Genomic DNA, 18,485 nt, shown 5'->3' with positions numbered 1-18,485 from the left:
GTCGCCGGCCATGAACCGTCATTCGACACCTCGACCAGAATCGTCGACAATCGACCGATCTGACCATCCACGATGCACCAATGTCGATCGACGTTCCGGGAACCGAAGGTTATGCCAAGCATGCCGAGGCTTTGGCTAATGAATGGCGCAAGATTTCATTCGAAGACCACCACCGACCAGTTCTGCATCTGATCCCGGACGTACCTTCACGTATCCTCGATCTAGGGGCAGGCATGGGCCGCGATGCTGCCGCATTGGCATCGATGGGGCACGCGGTGTTGGCGGTTGAGCCCGTCGACGAACTGCGGGCTGCTGCGACCAACATCTATCCCGCTTCCAGCGTTGTCTGGCTCGACGATAGCTTGCCGGATCTGTGCCTCGTCCGCGAGAGGGCGAACCGGTTCGACGTTGTTATGGTTACCGCAGCGTGGATGCACCTCGACGAAGTCCAACGTCGCCGAGGCATGGGCACCATCTCTGACCTGTTAGTCGATGGTGGCGTCGTCATTTTGTCGTTGCGCCATGGCCCGTTTCCGGAGGGGCGGCGCATGTTCGACGTCTCCGCGGCGGACACGATCCGGCTTGCCGAAGCCCATCGTCTCCGGCTTCTGCTCAACGTTCGCAGCGGCTCAGCCCAGCAAGCAAACAGGAACAAGGGCGTCACATGGACGCGCCTTGCTTTCGGGAAGTGAGAGCCGGTGTGGCGGTATCCTCTCGGCCAGCTTCTGCCGCTCGCCCGAGCTATAAAGCGCACAGTCGAACGGCTGGTCCCCTCCGAAACCACCATTCCATGTCGGATCCGCAAACGAACGACTGGCACGCCGCGCGGCCGGTCATCGCCGTGATCGTCAGGTGATTGGCAGACAACATGTGTGCCTCCGGCTGGAATGCAGGTTACAGATATCCGCGCAATCGCGGTCGTTCCAGATGTCGAGCGACGAACCGTCCAGGAAAACAAGTCGATCGATGGTTCCCAAGTGCTGTATGGCGAGCAACGCGCTCCGGTTGACGAACGCACCGGGTCGATCGTCAGGAAAGACGACCTGCGTCAGGGGAGCGAAGCGCTGGGTTACCTCGGTGAAGCTCACCTCACTGGACGGCTCCGTCCCGTCAAGCCAGTAGACAAGCGCCGCCGTTGGACTGCCTGGCTTTCGCGCAATGAAGCGTACTGTTTTTTCGCCTGACAATTCATTCATGATTACCTGCCCGGTTAGTGCGTTCCTCTTTCAAAAGCAGTTCGGCGTTGCTTGCCGGGCTTGTTGATATGACGCGCTGTACGGCGACTTTCGCAAGCCGGTGCTCGACCCAAATCCGCCCCCATCGGATCGCGTACTGCAATGCCTGTGCTGGGTCGTAAAAATAATCCAGCGCGTGGAAGCAGCGCTGCGTCGGGCAGCCTGGCCGTTCGATCACAAGATGGGCTGCATGCAACGCACTCTTCACGGGTTCTGCTCGGGCCGTCAATCGGTAGCCCTGGCATTGGGCCTGACAACTGACAGGGCCGATGATTGCGACGGAGCGTTCCCGACTGAGCGTCGGCGTCTCATTCAGATGTCTGGTTTGCTTTCTCATGGCTTCTCTATCCTTCGACGACGATCCCATCCCGCTGCAGTTAGGTCGCGCGGCTAAGGAGCGGCGCGCAGGCAGCGCAATGGATCTCGAGTTCGTTCGGCACGCGAGCGGACACCCATCACGCAAGCCGCGATGGAGCACCGTCGGTGGTCAACAGAAAGATGGTGGGCCCGGCTCTCGTTTAATTGGCTTTTGGTTTATTCGGAGAGCCGGGCAGGAGAAAGTGCTGCCTTATCCGCGCAGCTGGCGCGGTGTTGTGTGCGCCTAGAGGTATCGGTTTTCCAGTGCCCGCCAGTACGCGCCCCCATTAGTGCAGGAGTGCAGAACAAGGCGAGGCGAGAACGCGGGATGAAAAGCACGACTATGACCTCAAGTCAGTGGCCAGCGAGTAATCAAATCAAGAATGCGGCAGTCGTTCCATTAGAGCGCATCTGTAAGCATTTTGCAAGGTTACCGGGTGATATCGCCGTGCGGCATTGGGACGCAAAGGCATTTCATCCTGGGCGCCCCAATCCTGGATGCCGTAAACCGAAATGTGGTCACAGGCGACGCACGCCCTTGAAACGCCGGGTGCAACGGCGGAACCGTGTGTGGCCGGCGCAGACGACGGGACCACTCTGTTAGCTGCCTGTGGATGCGCGACCGCGTCACGGAGCAGCGGACACGTCCTTCGCTGCCAATGAGTGGATTCGCGCCAGCGGCGCCGGGGCGATACTCCCCGTGTTGTCGCGGTCGCCCGGCCCTGGGATCGGGGGACGCACGCGCCGCCTGTCCCCAAGACGGACTTTATTACTCGGGATCATCATTGGTGTAAGCGCAACGGCTATCGCCACCACAATACTTGACATCTAAACTATTCCAACCTAAATTTCCTCCATCGCCAAGGAGGATGGAACATGCGCATCGTCTGTATCGGAGGGGGTCCCGCCGGCCTCTACTTCGGCCTCCTGATGAAATTGCGCAATCCGGCGCACCATGTATCGGTCATCGAGCGCAACCGCCCCTACGACACGTTCGGCTGGGGCGTAGTTTTCTCGGATCAAACGCTCGACAATCTCCGCGCAGCCGATCCGCCAAGCGCGGATATGATCCTGGATGCCTTCAACCACTGGGACGACATCGATATCCATTTCCGTGGCCGCACCCTGCGCTCATCGGGTCATGGGTTCTGCGGTATCGGACGCAAACGTCTGCTCAATATCCTGCAAGCCCGTTGCGAAGCGCTCGGTGTCGAACTCGTGTTCGAAACCAGCGTGACAGACGACGACCGCTACGACGCCGACCTGATCATCGCGTCCGACGGCGCGAACAGCGCGATCCGACAGAAGTACGCCGCGACTTACCAACCGGATATCGACTTGCGCGACTGCCGCTTCGTATGGCTCGGCACGAAAAAGCGCTTCGATGCCTTTACATTTGCATTCGAGCAGACGGAATGGGGTTGGTTTCAAGCGCACGCTTATCGCTTCGACGACGACACATCCACATTCATCGTGGAAGCACCCGAGCGCGTCTGGCGTGCCGCCGGACTCGAAGAGATGAGCAAGGAGCAAGGCATTGCGTTTTGCGAGCGCCTCTTCGCGAAGTACCTCGACGGCAACCCGCTGATCTCGAATGCGGCGCACCTGCGCGGCTCCTCGCAGTGGATTCGTTTTCCACGGGTGGTCAATCGCGAGTGGGTTCATCTCAGGCCGCGTTCGGACGGCGGATCGACGCCGGTTGTTCTGATGGGCGACGCAGCCCATACGGCGCATTTTTCCATCGGCTCCGGCACCAAGCTCGCGCTTGAAGACGCAATCGAACTCGCGAACAGTATCGATGCTCATGCCGACGATCTTCCAGCCGCGCTCGATCGATACAAACGCATACGCAGTGTCGACGTGCTGCGGCTGCAAAACGCCGCTCGCAATTCGACGGAGTGGTTCGAGCATGTCGACCGATACGCCTCGTTCGAACCGGAGCAATTCGCCTATTCGCTACTGACGCGATCGCAGCGTATTTCGCATGAAAATCTGCGGGCACGCGATGCCCATTACGTGGCCAGCTTCGAAAACTGGCTCGCCGCGCGCACGGGTACGCCGCAACCGCGCACGGCACGCTCGATTCCGCCGATGTTCACACCCTACGCTGTACGCGGAGTCCGGCTGAAAAACCGCATCGTCGTTTCGCCGATGGCGCAATACTCGGCCGTCGAAGGCACGGTGGGCGACTATCACCTGACCCACCTCGGCGCCCGTGCCATGGGCGGCGCGGCACTGGTAATGACCGAAATGACGTGCGTCAGCGCCGAAGGCCGCATTACGCCCGGCTGCCCAGGCATGTATACAAGCGAACATCGTCAAGCGTGGCAGCGCATCGTCGATTTCGTACACGGCGCAAGCGATGCCAAAATCGGCATGCAGCTCGGCCACGCCGGCGCAAAAGCATCGACGCGCGTCAGTTGGGAAGGCATCGACCAGCCGCTCGACGAAGGCAACTGGCCGCTCGTTTCTGCTTCGCCGCAACAATATCTGGCGGGCATCAGCCAATGGTCACGCGAAGCCACGCTCGACGATTTGCGCGAAATCGAAAACCAGTTCGTGCGCGCAGCGAAGATGGCGGACGAAGCGGGCTTCGATTGGCTCGAACTGCACTGCGCGCACGGCTACTTTCTATCCAGCTTCATTTCTCCATTGACGAATCGGCGCACGGACGAATACGGCGGGGCGCTCGAACATCGGCTGCGCTATCCGCTCGAAGTATTCGCCGCCATTCGCCGTGTATGGCCTGAGAACAAACCGATTTCCGTACGCATCTCGGCGCACGACTGGGTGGAAGGCGGCACGACGCCGGACGACGCGGTACAGATTGCCCGCGCATTCAAAGCGGCCGGCGCCGACATGATCGACGTTTCCTCGGGGCAAGTCAGCAAGCTCGAAAAACCGGTCTACGGCCGCATGTACCAGACGCCGTTTTCCGATCGCATTCGCAACGAGGCCGGCATCGCGACGATAGCGGTTGGCGCGATCTCAGAGGCCGATCACGCGAACAGCATCATCGCAGCCGGTCGCGCGGATTTGTGCGCCGTCGCGCGGCCGCATTTGGCCAACCCGGCATGGACGCTCACCGAGGCCGCAAAAATCGGCTACCTCGACATCGGCTGGCCCAAGCAATACACGGCCGCAAAGGCCCAACTCGAACGCAACGCAGAACGCGAGCGTGCTCAAACCCCATCTTTGCCGATATCGGACACGCAATGAACAACCACTCGCTCAACGGTAAGCATGCCGTCGTGACAGGCGGAGGCAGCGGCATCGGCGCAGCAATTGCACGCTCGCTCGCGCAAGCCGGCGCGCGCCTGACGCTGACGGGCCGCGATGCAAAGAAACTTGCCGCCCAACGCGAACAGCTGGCCGCCTATGACGATGTGGGCTGCGTCACGATGGACGTGACGGAACCCGACTCGGTCGCGCAAGCCTTCGCCGCTGCGGTGCAGGCGATGGGGCCGGTCGATATCCTGATCAACAACGCCGGCCAGGCGCAGGCCTCCCCCTTCACGGCTACCGATCTGGCGCTGTGGCGCCGCATGCTCGACGTCAATCTGACCGGCGTCTTCCTGTGCACGCAGGCGGTCATGCCCGCGATGCTCAAAAGAAAATACGGCCGCATCGTCAATGTGGCCAGCACCGCGGGGCAAATCGGCTATCCCTACGTAGCCGCCTACTGCGCCGCGAAGCATGGCGTCATCGGTCTGACCCGGTCGCTGGCGCTCGAAGTCGCGGCCAAAGGCATCACCGTCAACGCGGTTTGCCCCGGCTACACCGAAACCGAGCTGCTGCATACCGCACTCGATCAAGTCGTCTCCAAAACGGGCCGAAGCATGAACGAAGCCCGCACCGCGTTGCAGCGCGCCAACCCGCAACAACGCTTCATGTCGCCGGAAGAAGTCGCGCATGCGGTGCTCTGGCTCGTGCAGCCCGAATCGTCGGCCATGACCGGGCAATCGATTTCAATCTCTGGTGGAGAAGTAATGTGAGCCGCACTGCCCGTTCCTCGGCAAAAAAAGACGCCGCGCAATCGATCGAAACGACGAAGCCAGCGCACGGCGACAATGTCGTCGATATGGAAGCCCGTACAGGCGCCGATAGCCACATGAGTCTGCGCCTATGGTTGAGATTGCTCGCAACCACCAATCTCGTGCAAGCCGAGCTGCGTCGCCGCCTGCGCGACGAATTCGAGACCACACTGCCGCGCTTCGACTTGATGGCCCAACTCGAACGCCATCCCGAAGGACTGAAGATGAGCGAAATCTCGCGGCGCCTGATGGTCACCGGCGGCAACGTGACAGGCATCACCGATCAACTCGAGAAAGAGGGTTTCGTTGCACGCGAGGCGGACCCGAACGACCGACGCGCCTTCAGCGTGCGTCTGACGCCTGCGGGCCGCATCGCTTTCGACAAGATGGCGCGCGCCCACGAACAATGGGTCGTGGAGCTGTTGGGCGGCCTGGGCCGCGACGAGAAGTCGAAGATGTATCAGCGTCTCGGCAAATTGAAAACGCATTTGGTCGGAAACGCGCAGCGTTGAATGGTCGCTTACGCGCCATCACGCACTGTGCCTGACGTCCAACGAACGATTCGAACCCGCCCATGACTCATTCACCCTCATCCGCCGCACGCCTTCGCGCAGGCAACGCCGTCGCCCTCGCCGGCTATGCAGCCCACCACTTCGGCTGGTCCGTCAGCGACGGCGTGGGCACGATCGTGCTGAACCGTCCCGAGCGCAAGAATCCACTGACCTTCGATTCCTATGCCGAACTGCGCGATCTGTTCCGCCAGCTTGCCTACGCAACAGATGTCAAAACAATCGTCATCTATGGCGCCGGAGAGAACTTCTGCTCGGGCGGCGACGTGCACGAAATCATCGGTCCGCTGATCGGCTTGCCGATGCCGGAGCTGCTGATGTTCACGCGAATGACGGGGGATGTCGTGAAAGCCATGCGCCATTGTCCGCAGCCGATCGTGGCCGCCGTGGACGGCGTATGCGCCGGAGCGGGAGCGATTCTCGCCATGGCGGCCGATCTACGCTACGCCACCGCGCGCAGCAAGCTGGCGTTTCTGTTCACGCGCGTCGGTCTCGCGGGCTGCGATATGGGCGCCTGCGCCATTCTGCCGCGCATCATCGGCCAGGGACGTGCATCGGAGCTTCTTTTTACGGGGCGGGCGGCGAGCGGTGAAGAAGCCTACGCCTGGGGTTTTTATAACCGCCTCTGCGAGCCCGGCGATTTGGTTGCACAGGCAACCGAATTGGCGCGCACACTCGCGAGTGGCCCGACCTTCGCGCACGGCATGACGAAGCGGATGCTGCATCAGGAATGGAGCATGAGCGTCGACGACGCCCTCGAGGCGGAGGCCCAGGCGCAGGCAGTCTGCATGGCCACCCAGGACTTCGAGCGGGCTTACCGCGCATTTGCGGCGAAGGCACGTCCCGAATTCAAAGGAGATTGACGTGGCGATCGATGCCCCTTCGAGCATGCTGGATTGGCCGTTTTTTGAAGCGCGGCACCGCACCCTCGCGACGGATATCGATGCGTGGTGCAACGAGCACTTGCCTGCAGTGAGCTCGCTGTTGCACGAACGCGATGGCGCGGATGAAGGATGTCGCCAACTCGTGCGTATGCTCGGCGAAGCCGGGTGGCTGCGCTACGGCATCGGCGGACGAACGTACGGCGGCGATGGCGACGAGATCGATACCCGTGCGGTCTGTCTGTTACGCGAGACCCTGGCGAAACACGCGGGTCTCGCCGACTTCGCGTTGGCCATGCAGGGGCTGGGTTCGGGCGCAATCACGCTCGCCGGTACGCAAGCGCAAAAGCAGCGGTATCTGCCCGCCGTTGCCAACGGCACGGCGATTGCCGCGTTCGCCTTGACGGAGCCCGAGTCCGGCTCGGATGTGGCCGCACTCACGCTGACAGCGCACGACGACGGCGATGCCTATGTTCTCGATGGCGAGAAGACATGGATTTCGAACGGCGGCATTGCCGACTTCTATATCGTCTTCGCACGCACGGGCGAGGCACCCGGTGCACGCGGCATCAGTGCATTCATCGTCGACGCCGATACGCCCGGACTCACGATCGCGGAGCGCCTCGAAGTCATTGCACCGCATCCGCTCGCCCGGCTGGAATTCGCGGGCGCACGTTTGTCCAAGCGCTGCATGCTCGGCGCGCCCGGCGAAGGGTTCAAGCTTGCCATGCGTACGCTCGACATCTTCCGCACTTCGGTCGCGGCAGCAGCGCTCGGTTTTGCCCGCCGCGCGCTGGCCGAGGCGCTGCACCGCGCAAGCACGCGGCATCTTTTCGGGCAAACGCTTTCCGACTTGCCGTTGACGCAGGCAAAGCTCGCGCAAATGGCGTTGACGATCGATAGTGCCGCACTGCTCGTCTATCGGGCCGCCTGGATGCGCGATCAAGGCAAGCGCGTGACGCGCGAAGCGGCCATGGCGAAGTGGCACGCCACGGAAGGCGCGCAGCAAGTCATCGATGCGGCCGTGCAGATCTGGGGGGCTCAGGGCGTGCAAAGCGGAACGACCGTCGAGACGCTTTATCGCGAGATCCGTGCGTTGCGCATTTACGAAGGCGCGACAGAAGTTCAGCAATTGATCGTTGGGCGCGACCTTCTGGCGCAATATGCTGCGCGCGAAGGGGCTGTGCGATGAGCATTCCGGGCGCCATCCTCTTCGAGCGGTCGGTGCGGGTTCGCTTCTCGCATTGCGACCCGGCCGGCATCGTTTTTTTTCCGCAATATCTGACGCTCACGAACGCCCTTGTCGAAGATTGGTTCAACGAGGGGCTCGGGATCGACTATGCAGCGATGATCGGAACGCGCCGCATCGGCCTGCCGATTGTCAAACTCGAATGCGAATTCGTCCGCCCGAGCCGAATGGGCGAATCGCTATCGATGCGATTGTCACTCGATGCGCTCGGACGACGCTCGATCTCCATCGGCATCGAAGCGCTTCGTCATGACGGTGTCTGCTTCCGATCAAAGCAAGTGCTCGTGACGACATCGCTGGCTTCACATCAATCGATCGATATTCCTGACGATATCCGCATCGCGCTCGAACGCGCTGCATCGTCACCTTTGAGCTTCGAGGCCCAGTCTCTATGAAACGCACTTTTCTGCCATCCGGCTGGACGAAGCCGCGCGGGTACGCCAACGCGGTTGCCGCACGCGGTACGTCCGTTTATATCGCCGGGCAAATCGGCTGGGACGCCGACGAACAATTTCATTCGACAGAGTTTGCGGCGCAGGCGCGTCAGGCGCTGCTCAATGTCGCCGCTGCACTGGAGGCCGCAGGCGGCCGGCCCGAGCATCTCGTGCGCATGACATGGTACGTCACCGACAAGCGCGAATACCTGGCTTCATTGCGGGAAGTGGGACAGGCGTTTCGCGAGGTGATCGGCGACTACGACATCGCCATGAGCGCCATGCAGGTGGCCGCACTGATCGAAGATGAAGCCAAAGTCGAAATCGAAGCCACCGCCGTCATTCCCGACTGATCCCGGAGGGATGTCATGGAACCGTCTGCCCACGTCGATACTTTCGCCCGGGACAATTTGCCCCCGCTCGAGCAATGGCCCGTATTGCGGCTCGACGATCCCGGCCTTGCCTACCCTGCCCGCTTCAATTGCGCCGCGGCGTTGCTCGATGAGGCAATCGACGCGGGGCACGGCGAGCGGGTTGCGATCTGGTCGAACGTCGACGGTGAGCCGAACGCGACGACCTACAACGAGCTTCGTGCCATGGTCGATCGCTGGGCGCACGTGCTCGTAGAGGACTTGGCACTCCGACCCGGCAATCGTGTGCTGCTGCGCGGACCCAATACGCTGCAAATGGCTGCAGCGTTGCTGGCCAGTCTCAAAGCCGGGCTTGTCGTCGTGCCGACGATGCCGCTTTTGCGTGCCAAAGAACTGAAGCAAATCATCGATAAGGCGCGCATCGGCGCTGCGCTGTGCGATGCGCGGCTTGCCGATGAATTGAACCGGTGCCGCGAGCCCGGCGATGAATACTTCGCCCCGGATCTCGCACAGGTGGCGTTCTTTCATAGCGATGCGGACGATTCGCTCGACACGCGCGCCGCTGGGAAGCCTGCACATTTCGATGCTTGCGATACGGCGGCCGACGATGTCTGCCTGATCGCTTTTACCAGCGGCACGACGGGCGCACCGAAAGGCTGCATGCATTTTCATCGCGATGTGCTGGCGATGTGCGACCTTTTCCCGCGCCACGTTCTGCGGCCGAACGCCGACGACGTGTTTTGCGGCACACCTCCGCTCGCATTCACATTCGGGTTGGGCGGTCTGCTCTGCTTTCCCTTGCGTGTCGGCGCATCGACGGTGCTCATCGAAAAGCTCACCCCGGAGTCACTGCTGCAAACGATCGAGCGTTTTCGCGCGACGATCGTGTTCACGGCACCGACGTTTTATCGGCAAATGGCCCCGCACGTCGCGCGCTTCGATCTCTCGAGCCTCGCAAAGACCGTATCGGCCGGCGAAGCGCTGCCCGACGCCACGCGCGCGCTCTGGCGCGAGGCCACGGGTATCGAAATGATCGACGGTCTCGGCGGCACCGAGATGATCCATATTTTTATTTCATGCGCAGCCGAAGATATTCGCCCGCACGCTATCGGCAAGGCGGTGCCGGGCTACGAAATCGCCGTCGTCGACGATGCCATGCGGCGGCTGCCACCGGGTACGGTCGGCAAACTCGCCGTGCGCGGGCCGACGGGCTGCCGCTATCTTGCGGACGAAAGGCAGAAAACGTTTGTGCGCGAAGGCTGGAACCTGCCCGGCGATGCGGTCTATATGGACGAGGACGGCTACGTGTTTTACCAGGCGCGTGCCGACGACATCATCGTATCGGCTGGCTATAACATCTCGGGGCCTGAGGTCGAAAGCGTGCTGCTCGAGCACGAAGCTGTCGCGGAGTGCGGTGTGATCGGCGTGCCCGACGACGAACGCGGGCAAATCGTCAAGGCGTTCGTCGTCGTCAATCCGGGTTATGTGGCGGACGATACGCTGGTTGCCCAGTTACAAGCCTTTGTGAAAAGCCATGTGGCGCCGTACAAGTATCCGCGCGTGATTCGATTCATCGAGGCATTGCCGCGCACAGAGACAGGCAAATTGAAGCGTTTCGCGCTGCGGACAATGTAGGTTCTGTCGGCAGCCGAGATCACAGGGAATTCATAAGCAAATATTACCAATTGCACAAGTTGAGATTCGGAAAAATATTCTTATCGAGTAATTGACGGCTCATTCTATTTTGTGGGAACAAATTTGTGTGTAGAATCGCGCGACCGTCGATATCGGCGATCCGTCAAGCATACAAATGAATACCGACCTGTCCGTTCAAGACCTCCGAAAGCTCGCTGCGGGAGGTCAGAATAATCGGTTTTTGACGCTGTCGTTTCCAGACGGCGACGCTCCCGGGGAAATTCTGCTGGCGAATCGTCTCGAAGGGGAAGAATTCCTGTCGCGCGATTTCCGATTCATTGTCGAAATTCTGTCCGACAATGCGAAGCTCGACCCGAAAGATTTCGTTGGAAAGTTGGTGTCCGCGCGATTGCTGCGCAACGATGGCAACTTTCGGTATTTCACCGGCTATATATTTTCGTTTCGCTTGACGAAGGCGGATGGCGGGATTGCGTTTTACGAAGCCGAGATCGGCCCCTGGTTACGCTATCTGACGCTGCGCAAGAATAACCGGTTGTTCAAGGACTTGACGATAGCCGGTCAAACCGACGCCATCTTTCAAAATTACGGCTACCTCCCCGTCTGGGAGTGGAGAGTCCGCGAGGACGACCCGAGGATGAAGATGGCGTGCCAGTTCGACGAGCACGACCACAATTACGTCCATCGTCGCTGGGAGCACCTGGGCCTCACCTACTGGTACGAACATACGGCCAAAGGTCATAAGCTGATCCTGTCCGATCCGCTTCGCGACGACCAGCCGATCGACGGCAGCACACCGGAGATTCGCTATCAGAGCGAGGCCGGGTCGCAGGAAGCGGATGGTATTGCATCGTGGTCCCCCGTTCAGACGGTCACGTCGACGCACATGGCGCTATCGCGGGCCGACTTCAAGGATCCTGGGCGCACGGCAAATACCGGCGGCCTGGCCGATGCGCAGGTCGACGGATGGGACGGCCGCATTCCGAAGCTGGAATGGTACGAGTACGCCGGTGCGTACGGCTATCGCAACGCCGACGATGGCCAGCGGTTGGCGCAGCGACGCGTCAACGCAATCGAGGCGAACGCGCGGCACTATGAAGCGCGCGGCAATTGCCGCTCCGTGATGCCTGGCCGCTGGTTCCGGTTGACCGATCACTTCGGCGGCATGATCGGCCGCACGAGCCGCGACGACGAATACCTGATCGTTTCCGCGCGTCACGTTGCGACGAACAACTACCTTCAGGGCGTTGACGCGCCGGCTGCGTACGAGAACGCCTTTACGTGTGTCCGTCGGGACCTGCGGTGGCGGCCAGCGCCCGGTTACAACAGCGTCGATACACGCATACTGGCGCCGCAGACCGCCACCGTCGTCGCGCCGCAACCCGTCGTCGACTCGAAAGGCGACAGTATCTTCACGGACGAGCACGGGCGGTGTCTCGTGCAGTTCCATTGGGACAGAGAAGGCAAGTACACGACCTGGGTGCGCGTGTCGAGCGGCTGGGCCGGCGGAAGCCAGGGCATGACAGCGCTGCCGCGAATTGGCGCGGAAGTGGTCGTTCAATGGCTCGACGGTAATCCGGACCATCCGATCGTCACGGGGCGGGTCGGCAATACGACGAATCAGCCGGCGTGGCAGTTGCCGCATCAGCGCGCATTGACGGGCATTCGCAGCCGCGAGTTGGTGGGCGATGCCGGCAACCGGGCGGCGGGCAACAGCAATCATTTGATTTTCGACGATACGGCGGGCGCCATTCAGACGCAATTGCGCAGCGACCATAAGGCCAGCCAATTGTCGCTGGGCAGCGTCACACGTATCGAGGACTGGCAGGGACGGCAGGATGCGCGTGGCGAGGGCTTCGAGTTGCGCACCGACGGAGTCGGGGCGGTCCGCACGGCTCAGGGGATGGTTGTCAGCACCGAGGGCCGGCCGAAGGGTCAAGCGCATATCGCGGATGTGAGTGAACCCGTGTCGCGTCTGTCCAAGGCGCAAACACTGCACGATCAACTTGGCAAGCTCGCTCAGAAGCATGATGCGCAGGACAGCGGCGCCGATCAGAGCCTGGTCGCCGATGAACTGAAATCGCAGGCCGACGGCATCAAGGGCTCAGGCGGTGGCGCTAGCGGCGATGGATCGTTCCCGGAGCTGAACGAACCGCACTTGTTGCTGGCGGGCGCGGCCGGCCTCGAGATGACTACACCTGCAACCGTTCATATGGCGGGCGGCCAGCATGTGGCTGTCACTGCAGGCCAGAACGTCTCGATCGCGGCGGGCAAATCGCTTTTTACGAGCGTCTCGGAAAAGTTCTCGTTGTTCGTGCACCGCATGGGTATGAAGCTCGTCGCGGCGAGCGGTAAGGTTCAAGTGCATGCGCAAAACGACGACCTCGAACTGCTCGCGAAAAAGGTCGTTGCGATCATCAGTACAACGGACTGGATAAATATCACTGCGAAGCAGGGTATCCGGTTGACGGCGGGCAACAGTCAGTTCGAGGTCAGCGCGAAAGGCATCGTCGGTTATACGCCCGGCGAGAACAAGGTTCATGCGGGCAGTCACGATACGGTCGGACCGGAGAGCGTGCCTGCGCAGTTCCCCGGCAACGATTTGTGCGAGCAGGTCGCTGGCGCTGCGTCGCAGGCCGGTCAGGCATCGGTCGCGCTGACCTGAGGAAGCCGTCATGACGATCTCCCAGATGCAGGCCGCCCCAGCGTCTTCGGGGCCATTGATGCACGGCTTTTTGCTCGTCGAACCGACTATGCTCGTCCATGTGCCTGAACTGGCCGCACTGGACATGCGCCCGTGTGTACACCGCACACTTGCCCATCGGGAAGAGCTGATGCCGCAATTGATCGACGTTGCCGCGTTGGACGATGAAGCACGTGTGCTGGCGACTGAGTCCTGGATGGCGGAAACGCATGTCGAACGTCCGCCAGTGGTGTGCGCATGGTTAGATTGCGATGCCGGGGTCGATGCCGTTAGCGAACATATCGCACAGTATTTGGTAGGCCCGGGAGCTGGCGGCAAGTCGGTGTTCTGGCGGTATTACGATCCGCGTGTATTGGCATTGACGTTGGCGATCCTCGATCCGGAGCAGCGCGAGGCGTTGCTCGGCCCGGTCAAGGTATGGCAGTTCGCATGGGCAGGACACCGCTGGAGCGTTACTGGTACTGCCGACGGGTCCAAGGACGCCGATCGATCGTCGGGCTGGCCACGCGCGGAGCAATGGACGCGCATCAATCGTAGCGAAACCGCGGATCGTGTGATGCGTCGTCTACCCGTCATGTCCGTCGAGCAAACTGCTCGGTTGCCGGCGGCCCTCGATCAGTTGTTTTCCGATGTGGCGCTGAACAGCGACGCGGAAGACGTGGATGTGCTTGTGGGGTTCATGTCGGAGCGTGTACGCAATGACTTTGCGCTCGATGCCGAAATTCAGGGATCAAAATCATGACAACTAAAGGATGCCCGTTGTGCGATCGGCAGTCGCTGCTGATCTATCCGGTTCGATATGCCCTCGCGTGCCCGCGCGGTGCGGCGAAAGCGCCGGCCCTGTCCGGCAACTTCAAGATCGATGGTCGCGCTCCGCCGTCAGTTGGTACCGCCAAGTACACCTTGCGTGCACTGCGAGAGGGCTATCTGTACACCTACGATGAAAAGCGTAAGCGGCTCAGCGCGTATATGGTTCTCGACGATGGCTCGTTGTGGTATTTCCCGCCGGATACGACGCCGCCGCCGGGCGCGAAGGACGCGCTCACCCAAAGCTGTGTCTACAACGGCGAAACGGACTTCGAATCGCTTGGGCGATGTATCAGTGTCCAGCACACGCCTGGCAGCGATGAAGCGACGAACCTTTGGATTGGTTGGTCGAATGTCCGATGGACCAAGGATCTCGTTCACAACAAGGTCGTTGATGAGGCTTGGCGCAAGCAGCATATGCAGTGCATCAACGTCCCGGCGATGCTCGCGGGTGGCGCCATCGATACAGGGGAATTTCAAGCCAGTCAAAGCAAGGTGGCGCATTTCGCGATGGACGATCACGCGATGAAGGACGCGTTCGGCTTTAGCAATCGCGCGCCCAAGGACGAAATCCGCCTGCGCCAACGCAACGTCGCAAAACGCATCAGCGACGCGATGGCGAAGTCACCGCTCAAGAAGGGCTTCATCGTCGCGGTCAACGATCCCGTCGGTATCGCGAACGATCTCGCGGAATTGACAGTCCCAAATCTGAATAACGGTTTCGACGAGCAGATCTACTGGAAGTACGTCTCAGCTCAACTTTTGGAGCGGGCCGAAGCCGGTATTCGCGCCAACGCCAAGGCATCGACTGGACTGTCGTACCGAATGTCTCAGACGGCCCAACAAGTCAACGACCTCAATTCGCGAATCGGCAATTACAACGCCCCGCCCATGGCCGATTTGACCGGGCTTTATCGTCTGATCAAGGGGGTCTTCAAGACGGGTAGCTTCGAACAGGCCGCGAAGGAAGAAGATGCGCGGATGGCCAACGTTCCAGCGACGGTAGAGGCGTCGGCCAATGAGGCTTGGGAAGAAGCGTCGACCAAGGTCGGGCCGGATGGCAAGCGAACCAGCGTGTTGGACGAGGAAGCACTGAAACGCTTCCCGCAGGAGTATCAGCAAGCGCTCGAAGCGTTCAAGCCGAAATGGCAGCCGCTAGTGCAAGCGCATGCCGATTGGCTCAATTCAAAGCTGCTCGCAGAATGGATGGCGGGTAATCACGACCCGCAGGATCTTCGTAGCGGCTATGCGTACAGTGAGTCATGTGCACAGGCAATTGGGTCGGCCGCCGGTACGGAACCATGCAAGAAGGTGATCGATGAGTGGCTAAACGGTCAGGCCGCGAATGTCCGCAATGTCTACGTGCGCGCCCTGCTGTTCAATCAGGATGCGATGATAAAAGCAGCGGATGCGCAGGTACACGGTTCCGATATCCAGTACGAGAACTTCCTGAACTTATACAAGGAAGCGTTCAAGAAGATCGAGAGTCTAGGTAACGCGGCCAGCTTGCGGGACCGGCTTATCGTGACTACCGCCAATCATATTGTCGGCGTACTCACAAGTACGGCACGCGGCGCGGCGATCGGATTTGTGACCATTCGTCTGGCGATGCAGTCCGGCGTTCGCCTCAAGCCATCGCAGGTCAGCAAGCTTGCAATTCGAGACTGGGTCCTGCGGGAAGCCCGGGCAGCGGGCGTCCAACTGGACGGCGACCGTACCGACCAGCGCGCATCGGCGACTCAAGTCGGTAAGCAGGTCATAAAAGCCGCGCCACCGCGCGATCCGAATATCGTTGCCTATGAGATGGATGTGGATGCCCTGGTCAAGGACGGAAAGTTGGACGCCGATGCGATCAAGGCCATCAGAGTACCTGGTGTGGACGCCGCAAAGAAGTGGCTCAATTCGTCCCGAGAGTTCAATCTCGGTGTCGTGACGGTGATTTTTCAGATGGCAACACTGACGTTCGCAGCTAAGGATTGGGCTGGCAGTGACCAGTTCAATCAAGGGGAAACCGGGCTCAAGGCGGTTGGCGCTGTCGTTTCGATCGTCGGCACCGTCATAGAGACGGCATCGGAGACCGTCGCCAAGGCACCGGCTCATCCGTTGTCGGCATTCATCATGAAGCAGTGGGCTGGGGCTAGCGAGTGGGCGGAGGTAGGTGCAAAAATCGGTCGCGGATTAGGTGCGATTGCTGGCATCGTTTTGGCTGGATATGACCTTTTCAAGAACGTACCGGAAGCATTTCGCAACAAAGAATATGGCTTAACCGCGCTCTATGCTCTAAGCAGCGTTCTCGGTGCATACGTGGCCGTCGCTGCCTTCTTCAGTCTACCTATGTTCTGGCCTGCCTTGATACTTTCCATTCTGGTTGGTGTCGCAATTGCAATTTTCAAAGCGTCGGCGCTTAAAGACTGGGTGTCAAGGTGCAAGTTCAGCAAGGAGGAACACTACGATTCTCTCGAGGCGGAACTCACGGCATTTAGCTCGGCGGCAGGAGGCTAGCGTATGGACGAACGCGTCATGAAAAAATGCATCGGCCAACCAGTCCCGGAGTGGGATCTGGCGCATCGATTGTCAATCAACCGATCGGCCGGTCCTACCATTCAGGATTTTGGCTCGACGTTCAGTGTCACATCGACCTACATGGATGTGATAGAGCCATCCTTTCTTGAAAAGCAATGGTTCGTCACGGGTACGGTGCTGGCTTTCTTGTGTATAGGAATCGGCCCATATATTTATTTTCTTACACACGCCGATCCGGCTCCTGCATTTTGGATGTTCATATTCAATTGTATCGCTATCCTTCCGGTAGTCCTTTTTGGCACGATTGTTTGGAAGCTCGGACGCGGCCTGTTCTTCGGCTTACTCCACCGCCCAATCCGCTTTCATCGTGAAGCCCGCAAACTATATGCGATCCGCGCGCGACGCTTCTTCGCCAAACCCGGCGAGGGTGACGTGGTCTGGGAGGCACCTTGGACGGAAGACTCGATTTTCTGCCTCCACCGTGAGGTGACATCCTTCGGCACGATCTTCCACATTCGGCACTATACGGTCGACGATCACGGCAATGTCACGCGTGTGTTCTCCATCGGCCGAGAATGGACTGGTAGGCTACAAGTCGAAATGGCGCTTGCACAATGGAACTACTGGCGCCTGTACATGAATGACGGCCCGAACGGTTTGCCTAAACCGATGCTGTTTCACACGCAGCACGAGACGCTGCGCGAGTCGTTCCTTTTTTCGATGTACAGCTTCGGAATGCGAGCTCCCGTCGTCGTTCGACTGTTTATGATGCCGCTTATCCTCGTCTTCACCGTCATGCGGACGTTGGCCAACAAGACTTGCCGCGCTCCTGTCTGGCCCGACGCCATCAAACGAATTTCGGCTGTTGCGTCCGACGATCCGTACGCCGAGCCGCGCCCCGGTACTCCAGTTGGCTGGGGCGACACCGTCTTGGCTCAACAGCGCGGTGAGTATCCAAACGATCCCAAAGCACGGGTTAACGGCTGGTCAGGGGAGGCTGATGGCCGCGAGTACGCGCTGGCTTGGCTTGAGAATCCTCATTCCAAGATGGCGCACTCGGCAGTACAAGGCTAATGACACCGAACAGAAAGATGAAAAGGCAAATCGTCACATCCCTGTATGTAGGACTCGCTTTGCTCGGTAGCTACCCACCAAGTGCATCGGCGAAATATGGCGCTGCAGAAACGGCTGTCAAATCCGCTCTAGCCAGCGCTCGAGATATTAGATTTGACGATGAATACGAAATGACTCATGACTTGCATGGAACGGACCCAGTCCGGAACTTGAAGCGAACTTTCATTTGCGGACATGTCGCATACAAAAATGCGGAAGGTAAAGGTGTCCGGGCGCGCTTTATCTACGTGACAGATTCGAATGATCCGCTACTCGCCGAATATGGCCCGCTTGCATTGGAGAAGCCCGAGCTGGATTACGGGATTCTTGATGAAAGCAATGGAGGGAGGTATGCGACCGCATTCGAATTTTCCGGCTGGAATAAGACTTGCGCCAATGCGCAACATCCCAAGACGTTTAGCGGGGTTGCTCCAAAGAGCGACAATTGAGCCGCACGGAGGAGTCCACGCAGCGGTTCTTGGCCCAGCGCGTCGATGCGACACCGAACTACGGTCCAAGGATGAACGTCCGGCAACCCGCCGGGGCTTGAATAGG

At 60.1% G+C, this 18,485-nt stretch carries 16 protein-coding genes; 14 read left to right on the top strand and 2 right to left on the bottom strand.

Translation table 11 applies throughout. The features are described 5' to 3' along the window. The first annotated feature begins 80 nt into the window (after positions 1 to 80). Positions 81 to 692 carry a class I SAM-dependent methyltransferase gene (locus VGL01_RS11015; protein ID WP_331569172.1) on the top strand — a complete coding sequence of 204 codons (612 nt, stop codon included), beginning with the start codon at positions 81 to 83 and terminating at the stop codon, positions 690 to 692. Positions 693 to 848: 156 nt separating this feature from the next. On the opposite strand, the gene VGL01_RS11010 is transcribed toward VGL01_RS11015, so the two are convergent. Both VGL01_RS11010 and VGL01_RS11005 read right to left on the bottom strand, forming a co-directional pair. Beyond that, complete coding sequence (locus tag VGL01_RS11010) at positions 849 to 1,196, bottom strand: hypothetical protein (protein WP_331569170.1); 348 nt, start codon at positions 1,194 to 1,196, stop codon at positions 849 to 851. Beyond that, positions 1,189 to 1,572, bottom strand: a complete 384-nt coding sequence (locus VGL01_RS11005) for a hypothetical protein (protein ID WP_331569168.1) — start codon at positions 1,570 to 1,572, stop codon at positions 1,189 to 1,191. The genes VGL01_RS11010 and VGL01_RS11005 overlap by 8 nt, the downstream gene beginning before the upstream one ends. Before the next feature lie 896 nt (positions 1,573 to 2,468). Here VGL01_RS11005 and VGL01_RS11000 point away from each other — a divergent pair. From VGL01_RS11000 to VGL01_RS10940, 13 genes are all read left to right on the top strand, one after another. Continuing rightward, on the top strand, positions 2,469 to 4,811 hold the full coding sequence (locus tag VGL01_RS11000; protein ID WP_331569166.1) for a bifunctional salicylyl-CoA 5-hydroxylase/oxidoreductase: 2,343 nt from the start codon (positions 2,469 to 2,471) through the stop codon (positions 4,809 to 4,811). Then, positions 4,808 to 5,587 (top strand): SDR family oxidoreductase, encoded by a 780-nt coding sequence (locus tag VGL01_RS10995; protein WP_331569164.1) that lies wholly within the window; start codon positions 4,808 to 4,810, stop codon positions 5,585 to 5,587. The genes VGL01_RS11000 and VGL01_RS10995 overlap by 4 nt, the downstream gene beginning before the upstream one ends. Further along, positions 5,584 to 6,138 (top strand): MarR family winged helix-turn-helix transcriptional regulator, encoded by a 555-nt coding sequence (locus VGL01_RS10990; protein WP_414720225.1) that lies wholly within the window; start codon positions 5,584 to 5,586, stop codon positions 6,136 to 6,138. Before VGL01_RS10995 ends, VGL01_RS10990 begins: the two co-directional genes overlap by 4 nt. A 62-nt stretch (positions 6,139 to 6,200) precedes the next feature. Continuing rightward, positions 6,201 to 7,058, top strand: coding sequence for an enoyl-CoA hydratase family protein (locus VGL01_RS10985; protein WP_331569162.1), 858 nt, complete (start codon positions 6,201 to 6,203; stop codon positions 7,056 to 7,058). Positions 7,059 to 7,083: 25 nt separating this feature from the next. Next, positions 7,084 to 8,268: an acyl-CoA dehydrogenase family protein gene (locus VGL01_RS10980; RefSeq protein WP_331569176.1), complete on the top strand. Its 1,185-nt coding sequence runs from the start codon at positions 7,084 to 7,086 to the stop codon at positions 8,266 to 8,268. Next, the gene (locus VGL01_RS10975; RefSeq protein WP_331569160.1) at positions 8,265 to 8,720 is read left to right on the top strand and encodes a thioesterase family protein; all 456 of its coding nucleotides are present in this window, start codon (positions 8,265 to 8,267) and stop codon (positions 8,718 to 8,720) included. Before VGL01_RS10980 ends, VGL01_RS10975 begins: the two co-directional genes overlap by 4 nt. Next, the gene (locus VGL01_RS10970) at positions 8,717 to 9,112 is read left to right on the top strand and encodes a RidA family protein (protein ID WP_331569158.1); all 396 of its coding nucleotides are present in this window, start codon (positions 8,717 to 8,719) and stop codon (positions 9,110 to 9,112) included. Before VGL01_RS10975 ends, VGL01_RS10970 begins: the two co-directional genes overlap by 4 nt. Positions 9,113 to 9,127: 15 nt before the next feature. After that, positions 9,128 to 10,765: an AMP-binding protein gene (locus tag VGL01_RS10965; RefSeq protein WP_331569156.1), complete on the top strand. Its 1,638-nt coding sequence runs from the start codon at positions 9,128 to 9,130 to the stop codon at positions 10,763 to 10,765. Between the two features lie 175 nt (positions 10,766 to 10,940). Then, a complete protein-coding gene (locus VGL01_RS10960) occupies positions 10,941 to 13,448 on the top strand; it encodes a type VI secretion system Vgr family protein (RefSeq protein WP_331569154.1) in 2,508 nt (835 codons plus the stop codon). Positions 13,449 to 13,458: 10 nt separating this feature from the next. Beyond that, positions 13,459 to 14,229 (top strand): DUF4123 domain-containing protein, encoded by a 771-nt coding sequence (locus VGL01_RS10955; RefSeq protein ID WP_331569152.1) that lies wholly within the window; start codon positions 13,459 to 13,461, stop codon positions 14,227 to 14,229. Continuing rightward, the gene (locus tag VGL01_RS10950) at positions 14,226 to 16,796 is read left to right on the top strand and encodes a T6SS effector BTH_I2691 family protein (RefSeq protein WP_331569150.1); all 2,571 of its coding nucleotides are present in this window, start codon (positions 14,226 to 14,228) and stop codon (positions 16,794 to 16,796) included. The genes VGL01_RS10955 and VGL01_RS10950 overlap by 4 nt, the downstream gene beginning before the upstream one ends. 3 nt (positions 16,797 to 16,799) lie before the next feature. Further along, positions 16,800 to 17,891, top strand: coding sequence for a DUF6708 domain-containing protein (locus VGL01_RS10945; RefSeq protein WP_331569148.1), 1,092 nt, complete (start codon positions 16,800 to 16,802; stop codon positions 17,889 to 17,891). A gap of 17 nt (positions 17,892 to 17,908) precedes the next feature. Further along, positions 17,909 to 18,379 carry a hypothetical protein gene (locus VGL01_RS10940; RefSeq protein WP_331569146.1) on the top strand — a complete coding sequence of 157 codons (471 nt, stop codon included), beginning with the start codon at positions 17,909 to 17,911 and terminating at the stop codon, positions 18,377 to 18,379. Positions 18,380 to 18,485 lie beyond the last annotated feature (106 nt).

The sequence above is a fragment of the Trinickia sp. genome (assembly GCF_036503415.1).
GTDB lineage: Bacteria > Pseudomonadota > Gammaproteobacteria > Burkholderiales > Burkholderiaceae > Trinickia.
The sequence above is the reverse complement of the archived record's forward strand: the minus strand, read 5'-3'. Positions and strand labels throughout refer to the sequence as shown.